Origin of the sequence: Acaryochloris sp. IP29b_bin.148 (assembly GCF_028285565.1) — a bacterium.
Taxonomy (GTDB): Bacteria; Cyanobacteriota; Cyanobacteriia; order Thermosynechococcales; family Thermosynechococcaceae; genus Acaryochloris.
On sequence record NZ_JANQOY010000105.1, the window covers coordinates 21373 to 27459 of the forward strand.

Here is a 6087-nt window from a genome sequence, read left to right on the forward strand (position 1 = left end):
AGATGAAGACTCAGAGATTACTGCAAGCGATCGATGGTGCGATACTGGATGGCCTCAGCGACATGGGTTGCTTCTAAACTAGATGCGTTAGCTAAATCTGCAATCGTGCGGGCCACTTTGAGGATGCGATCGGTGGCCCTTGCCGATAGACCTAAGCGAGTAATGGCCGTTTCTAGAAGCTGGCGGGTGGCATCATTGAGAGGACACCAGTGGCGCAGTTGCTGGCTGCTCATTTGAGCGTTGCAGTGTAAGTCGGATTCAGATTGAAAACGCTGGTTAGCGATATCACGAGCGGCTTGGACCCGCTCTCGAATGGGTGCTGACGCTTCTCCTTGAGATTGCTGGGTGATTTCCTCCGGCTTGAGGCGATTGACAGCCACTTGCAAATCAATGCGATCCATCAGTGGACCTGATAATTTTGCCCAATAGGATTCCCGCTGCCGAGGGGAGCAGGTACAGGCTTGAATGGGATCTGCATAGTAGCCACAGGGACAGGGATTGGTGCTGGCCACCAGTGTGAACTGTGCGGGGAATGTCACCGACTGTCTCGCTCTAGAAATACTGACAAATCCATCTTCTAGAGGCTGACGCAAGAACTCCAATACATCTCTTTTAAACTCCGTCAGTTCATCTAGAAATAGGACACCTCTGTGGGCTAAGGAGATTTCACCCGGTTTGGGAAAGCTTCCCCCTCCCACCAAAGCTGGTCCAGAGGCTGAGTGATGCGGAGATCGAAAGGGACGCTGGCGCAGTAAATGGCCTTGATCTTTGAGTAATCCAGCCACGGAATGAATTTTGGTGACCTCCAAGGATTCACCAAAGGCTAAGGGGGGTAAGATCCCCGGTAACCGTCGGGCCAATATGGTTTTGCCACTTCCTGGTGGCCCGACGAAAATCAAGTTATGTCCGCCTGCTGCCGCAATTTCCAGCGCTCGCCTGGCATGGACTTGGCCCTTAACATCTCTTAAATCAAGATAGGTCTGGCGTTGATCACTTGGATGGCCCTCTGCCGGGGTCGGTTTCACTGAGTCAGGATCGTTTAAGAAGTCACTGACCTGCGATACATGTTCAAAGCCATATACCGATAATCCCTTGACTACGGCGGCTTCATTGGCATTGGTTTGGGGCACGACTAAACCGATAAACCCCATTTGCTTAGCCGCAGCCGCAATGGGGAGAACGCCAGTGATAGGACGTAGGGTGCCATCTAAAGACAATTCCCCCAAAAATAGAAAATCCCCTAGTAACTGGGGATTAATCTGCTCTGAGGCCGCTAAAATCCCCATGCTGATGGGTAAGTCAAAACTAGGTCCCTCTTTGCGTAAGTCTGCGGGGGTCAGGTTAATCACAATCCGGCGCATGGGAAAGGTGAATCCAGCGTTTCGTAAGGCTGCTTTGACGCGCTCTTTTGATTCTTGAACGGCAGCGTCTGGCAGTCCCACAATGATGATTCCAGGTAGTCCCCCTGAGACATCCACTTCCACCCCAACCTTGACCGACTCAATCCCAATTAGAGATGCACTCCACACCCGAGCCAACATAGTTTGAATTCCCTTGCTGTTATCAATGCCAACGCGATCTTGAGGCTGCACAAACATAGGATGGTGCGTTGGTACTCTCAATCTTAACGCCATGAAATTGCCGCGATATCGCTGCAAACGCACTTTGGTGTGAGCCAAGTGTTCATACCCACTGCAAGATTTAGGAGAAGCTGCACCATCATGGCCTGTATTGTTGTGTTGCCTTACCCATATTGCGGTCCATTCAGTTCTTTTAAGCACAATTGGCTGTCGATTGCGAACTGTATCAAAATATACGGAATACGGTAATAAGGGTAACAATGGTGATGTAAGTTTTGCGATTAGATGTAGGTCTGTCATGGCTTCAATGAGGACCATCACCGCAGTCATTCGCCCCCACCAGTGGGACGAGGTTAAAACGGCCCTTGTACGGATGGGCATTGTTGATATCACCCTTTCGGATGTAAAAGGCTTTGGTAGGCAGAAAGGTTTACTGCAGCAGTATCGAGGCTCGGATGCGCAGATCCGGTTTCAGCGGAAATTAAAAGTTGAGGTCAAGGTTGACCCAGGCATGGTTGCCCCTGTCTTGGAAAAGATCACCTTAGCGGCTCGAACCGGTCAAGTCGGGGACGGTAAGATATTTGTTTCTCCTCTAGACAAGGTTGTTCAGATTCGCACGGGGGAAGAGAGGGTCGAACTGCCATAACTATTAATCAAAACCGTATCTTTCGTTAGATAACGATGCTCCAGGGGATGATAGGTTTATGTGTTGTCCTCAATTTGCGATCGCATATGCCCCCCACAGCCTTTGACTGGCCTCAACTGCAAAATGGTTCAGATATTCGCGGTGTTGCCCTAGAGGGGGTTGAAGGAGAGGCCGTCAACCTCACGCCAGAAGTCGCCAAAATTTTGGGTATGGCGTTTGTTCATTGGCTGGCCCAAACGCTCAATCAATCCGTCAGCGAGTTGACGGTCGCCGTCGGTCGAGATAGCCGGATTTCTGGCCCGACCTTGATGGATGCGGTTCTGGCTGGCATTACCCAAATGGGCAGTCAGGGGTATAACTTTGGGTTAGCCTCGACCCCAGCCATGTTCAAAAGCACGGTGACAGATGGGTTTAACTGTCATGGTGCGATTATGCTGACCGCCAGCCACTTACCCTTTAATCGCAATGGCCTGAAGTTTTTTACGGCCCAAGGGGGACTCGGTAAAGCTGATATCACCCAAATTCTCAGTCTTGCTGCTGACCATCCGTTTGCCGTGGCTACTCAACCCGGCCCAGTCACCGACCATGATTTTATTGCCGTCTATGCTGCCGAACTGGTGGATCAAATTCGGGCGGCGGTCCATCATCCAGATCACTATCAACAGCCCTTGCAGGGACTGCATATTGTCGTCGATGCGGGCAATGGTGCGGGCGGCTTTTATGCTGAACAGGTTTTGCAACCCCTGGGAGCAGATATCACGGGAAGCCAGTTTCTCGACCCCGATGGCACCTTTCCCAATCACATCCCTAATCCAGAAAATAAGACAGCGATGGCAGCCATTTGCCAAGCAGTGACCGCCCAGCAAGCTGACTTTGGCATTATTTTTGATACGGATGTTGATCGCGCGGCGGCTGTCGATCATTTGGGGCAGGATCTCAACCGCAATCGTTTAATTGCCCTGATTGCTGCCGTGGTTTTGCGCGAACATCCTGGGTCTGCAATTGTGACGGATTCGATTACGTCTGATGGGCTGACCCAATTTATTGAATCCGAATTAGGAGGTGTCCATCATCGGTTTAAGCGGGGCTATAAGAATGTCATCAATGAGTCGATGCGCTTAAACCAGGCCGGACAAGAATCCTGGTTGGCCATTGAAACCTCTGGCCACGGGGCGATGAAGGAAAACTACTTTCTGGATGACGGGGCCTATCTGATCAGTAAGCTATTAGTTGAGTTGGCAAAGTCAAAAATGGCAGGCCAAAACATCACTGACCTGATTGCCAACCTCAAAGAGCCCCAAGAAAGTGAAGAGTATCGGATTAAGATTCAGGCTGAGGATTTCAAAGCGTGTGGCACTGCTGTAATTTCCCAATTAGAAGCTTTTGCTGCTCAACAACCGGGCTGGGAAATAGTGCCGAATAACTATGAAGGCCTTCGGATTGCCTGTACTGCGCCCGCAGAGCAAGGCTGGTTTTTACTGCGCTTGTCGCTCCATGACCCCGTCTTGCCGCTTAATGTTGAGTCAAATGTTTCTGGGGGCGTGGGCAGTATTGTCGCTAAACTTACGCCTTTTCTCCAAACGCTAGATGACTTGACCTTACCCTCAGGATTGGGAGACGCCTAGCCGGATGCTGCTCAGATCGGTTGCAGCTGGCGAATGGGCAGCGTCACATTGTTCGGTTTGGACAGACTCGGTTTTTAATACTTTGATGGGAACGGGTAAGCGACCTGCTTTGATTTGGGAGGCCCAGTTGCGAGCGGTTTCCAGATCAAAGTTGCCACTGATGATGGCAGCACCACCCGTTATACCTGTTTTAGCAAACTGAATGCCTACGCTTGCTTCACTGATAAGTTGATCATCGAGAAAAATACCGATGGCTCCTTGTGTACCCGCTACCTGTTTGGTTATTTCCTGGAACTGTTCTGCGCCTTGGTCATCGAAGCGGAGCGCAATATCCCAGTATTGACCGTTAACGCCTGCTTCATAGGACGCATCCCGAACATTCTGCCCCGTTAAGGCCGTTGGACGGTAGATCTGGCGATGAATCTGGGCTAATTGTTGTTCGAGTTGCTTGGAGTTGGGTGGGTTAGACTTCAACTGGTCTTGGAGCTGAGTTTTTTGCGTCAATAGCGCTTGGAGTTCCGGGGTAGAAGGGCGTTGCAGGCGAAACGTTAAATGCGATCGCTGAGTGATCAGATCAAGGGCTTGGCGTTGATCAACCGTATTCGGTAACTGCACCAGAAATTGGTCGGGCGGCATGGGCACCAGGGCAATTTCTGCGGGTCCTAGTTCAGCTAACCGCTTGTCTAAAATGGTTTGTGCTATTTCAAAGGCTTCAGCACGAGAGGGTTTGGCTGACTCCGTTTTCTCTAATTGCAGGGTTAGCTCAGTTCCTTGAAACGGACAGAGCTTGGTGGCAGCAACCCTTGCCGGAATAGACAGTTGGGATAGGAAATCAGCATCAACACAATGGGTGATGGTTCCCAAAGTGACCAATATGGACGCTATTCCGGACTGCAAGCTATAGGACATGGGCTGAAGCTAAGTCCCTCTGGGTGGTCAAAGTGCGATCGCAGCGCAGGGCGGCCCAGACGTGTGAGCAGTCAGCCGCTTAGGCTATGTTCTGGTTAGATCGAGAGAATAGCGTCAGTGGCAAACGTTGCCTTTATTTACGCCATTTAGAGGTACACAATATTTTGGAGTGATCGCACCGATCTTTGTACTTGGCGGCAATTTCTGTGACTTCTTTCATCAAGCCGACATCTAATTTCGTGGGTTGTAACCCTAAGTCCATAAAGCACTTATTCTCAACAAATAATTCATTTTCTGCAGCTTCTGTTCTGGGGTTTTCGATGTGATCAATCTTGGCACCCGTAATATCTGCAATGATTTTGGCCAAATCCCTAACGCGGTGTGTTTCAGTCATCTGATTAAAGATCTTGACCCGCTCGCCCGCCTCTGGAGGGTTCTCAAGGGCGAGTTGGATACATTTGACGGTGTCTTGAATATGGATAAAGGCGCGGGTCTGTCCCCCAGTGCCATGCACGGTTAAGGGATGACCAATGGCCGCCTGCATCAGGAAGCGGTTAAGCACAGTACCGTAATCACCGTCGTAATCAAATCGGTTAATGAGGCGCTCATCCCGTTTCGTATCTTCTGTATTTGTTCCCCATACCACCCCTTGGTGTAAATCGGTGACCCGGATCTTGTCATTCTTGTTGTAGTAGTAGAAAAACAGCTGATCTTGGGTTTTGGTCATATGGTAGACACTGCCCGGATCGGCGGGATAGAGGATTTGCTTTTCAACCACCTCGCCCGTATCAATCACCACTTGGACATCGAGATAGCCTTCGGGAATTTTCATCCCCGCAGTGCCGTAGCCATATACACCCATCGTGCCTAGGTGAACCACGTGGATATCCAAACCTGACTCAACGATGGCGGCTAAAACGTTATTGGTCGCGTTAAGGTTGTTATTAACCGTATAGCGTTTTTGTCGAGAGGACTTCATAGAGTAGGGCGCGGCGCGCTGTTCAGCAAAATGCACCACCACATCGGGGCGATAGGTACACAGCAGATTTAAGAGCCGATCATATTCCTCGGCAATATTGAAGTTGTAAAACTGGATCTGCTTCCCTGTGAGCTCTTGCCAGGTCTGTAACCGGATCGAAATCGGACTAATAGGAGTCAGCGAGTTGGTTTCTAACTCATTGTCAATGTTGCGCCTGGATAAGTTGTCGACAATAACAATGTCGTGGCCAAGTTTGGATAGATGTAGCGCAGTTGGCCAGCCGCAGAACCCATCACCGCCCAATATTACAATGTTCATGCTTTGTCCCTAAACCGAATGTCTCAATTA

Annotated in this window: 5 protein-coding genes; 2 read left to right on the forward strand and 3 right to left on the reverse strand. The window is 50.1% G+C overall.

Annotation, left to right across the window (positions count from 1 at the left end):
- Positions 1 to 17: 17 nt before the first annotated feature.
- Positions 18 to 1541 carry a YifB family Mg chelatase-like AAA ATPase gene (locus Q0986_RS09970; RefSeq protein WP_299409120.1) on the reverse strand — a complete coding sequence of 508 codons (1524 nt, stop codon included), beginning with the start codon at positions 1539 to 1541 and terminating at the stop codon, positions 18 to 20.
- Between the two features lie 346 nt (positions 1542 to 1887).
- On the opposite strand from Q0986_RS09970, the gene Q0986_RS09975 reads away from it, so the two are divergent.
- Together Q0986_RS09975 and Q0986_RS09980 are read left to right on the forward strand one after the other, a co-directional pair.
- Complete coding sequence (locus tag Q0986_RS09975; RefSeq protein WP_299409125.1) at positions 1888 to 2226, forward strand: P-II family nitrogen regulator; 339 nt, start codon at positions 1888 to 1890, stop codon at positions 2224 to 2226.
- A gap of 86 nt (positions 2227 to 2312) precedes the next feature.
- Positions 2313 to 3851, forward strand: a complete 1539-nt coding sequence (locus Q0986_RS09980; protein WP_299409129.1) for a phosphomannomutase/phosphoglucomutase — start codon at positions 2313 to 2315, stop codon at positions 3849 to 3851.
- On the opposite strand, the gene Q0986_RS09985 is transcribed toward Q0986_RS09980, so the two are convergent.
- Entirely contained in the window at positions 3831 to 4760 is a 930-nt protein-coding gene (locus tag Q0986_RS09985; RefSeq protein WP_299409107.1) for a preprotein translocase subunit SecD, read from the reverse strand. The genes Q0986_RS09980 and Q0986_RS09985 overlap by 21 nt on opposite strands.
- 133 nt (positions 4761 to 4893) lie before the next feature.
- Positions 4894 to 6057 (reverse strand): NAD-dependent epimerase/dehydratase family protein, encoded by a 1164-nt coding sequence (locus Q0986_RS09990; RefSeq protein WP_299409112.1) that lies wholly within the window; start codon positions 6055 to 6057, stop codon positions 4894 to 4896.
- Positions 6058 to 6087: the final 30 nt, after the last annotated feature.

Coding starts and splice junctions, on each gene's coding strand:
- Q0986_RS09985 (WP_299409107.1), bottom strand. CDS start 4,760: ATGTCCTATAGCTTGCAGTCCGGAATAGCGTCCATATTGGTCACTTTG.
- Q0986_RS09975 (WP_299409125.1), top strand. CDS start 1,888: ATGAGGACCATCACCGCAGTCATTCGCCCCCACCAGTGGGACGAGGTT.
- Q0986_RS09980 (WP_299409129.1), top strand. CDS start 2,313: ATGCCCCCCACAGCCTTTGACTGGCCTCAACTGCAAAATGGTTCAGAT.
- Q0986_RS09990 (WP_299409112.1), bottom strand. CDS start 6,057: ATGAACATTGTAATATTGGGCGGTGATGGGTTCTGCGGCTGGCCAACT.
- Q0986_RS09970 (WP_299409120.1), bottom strand. CDS start 1,541: ATGTTGGCTCGGGTGTGGAGTGCATCTCTAATTGGGATTGAGTCGGTC.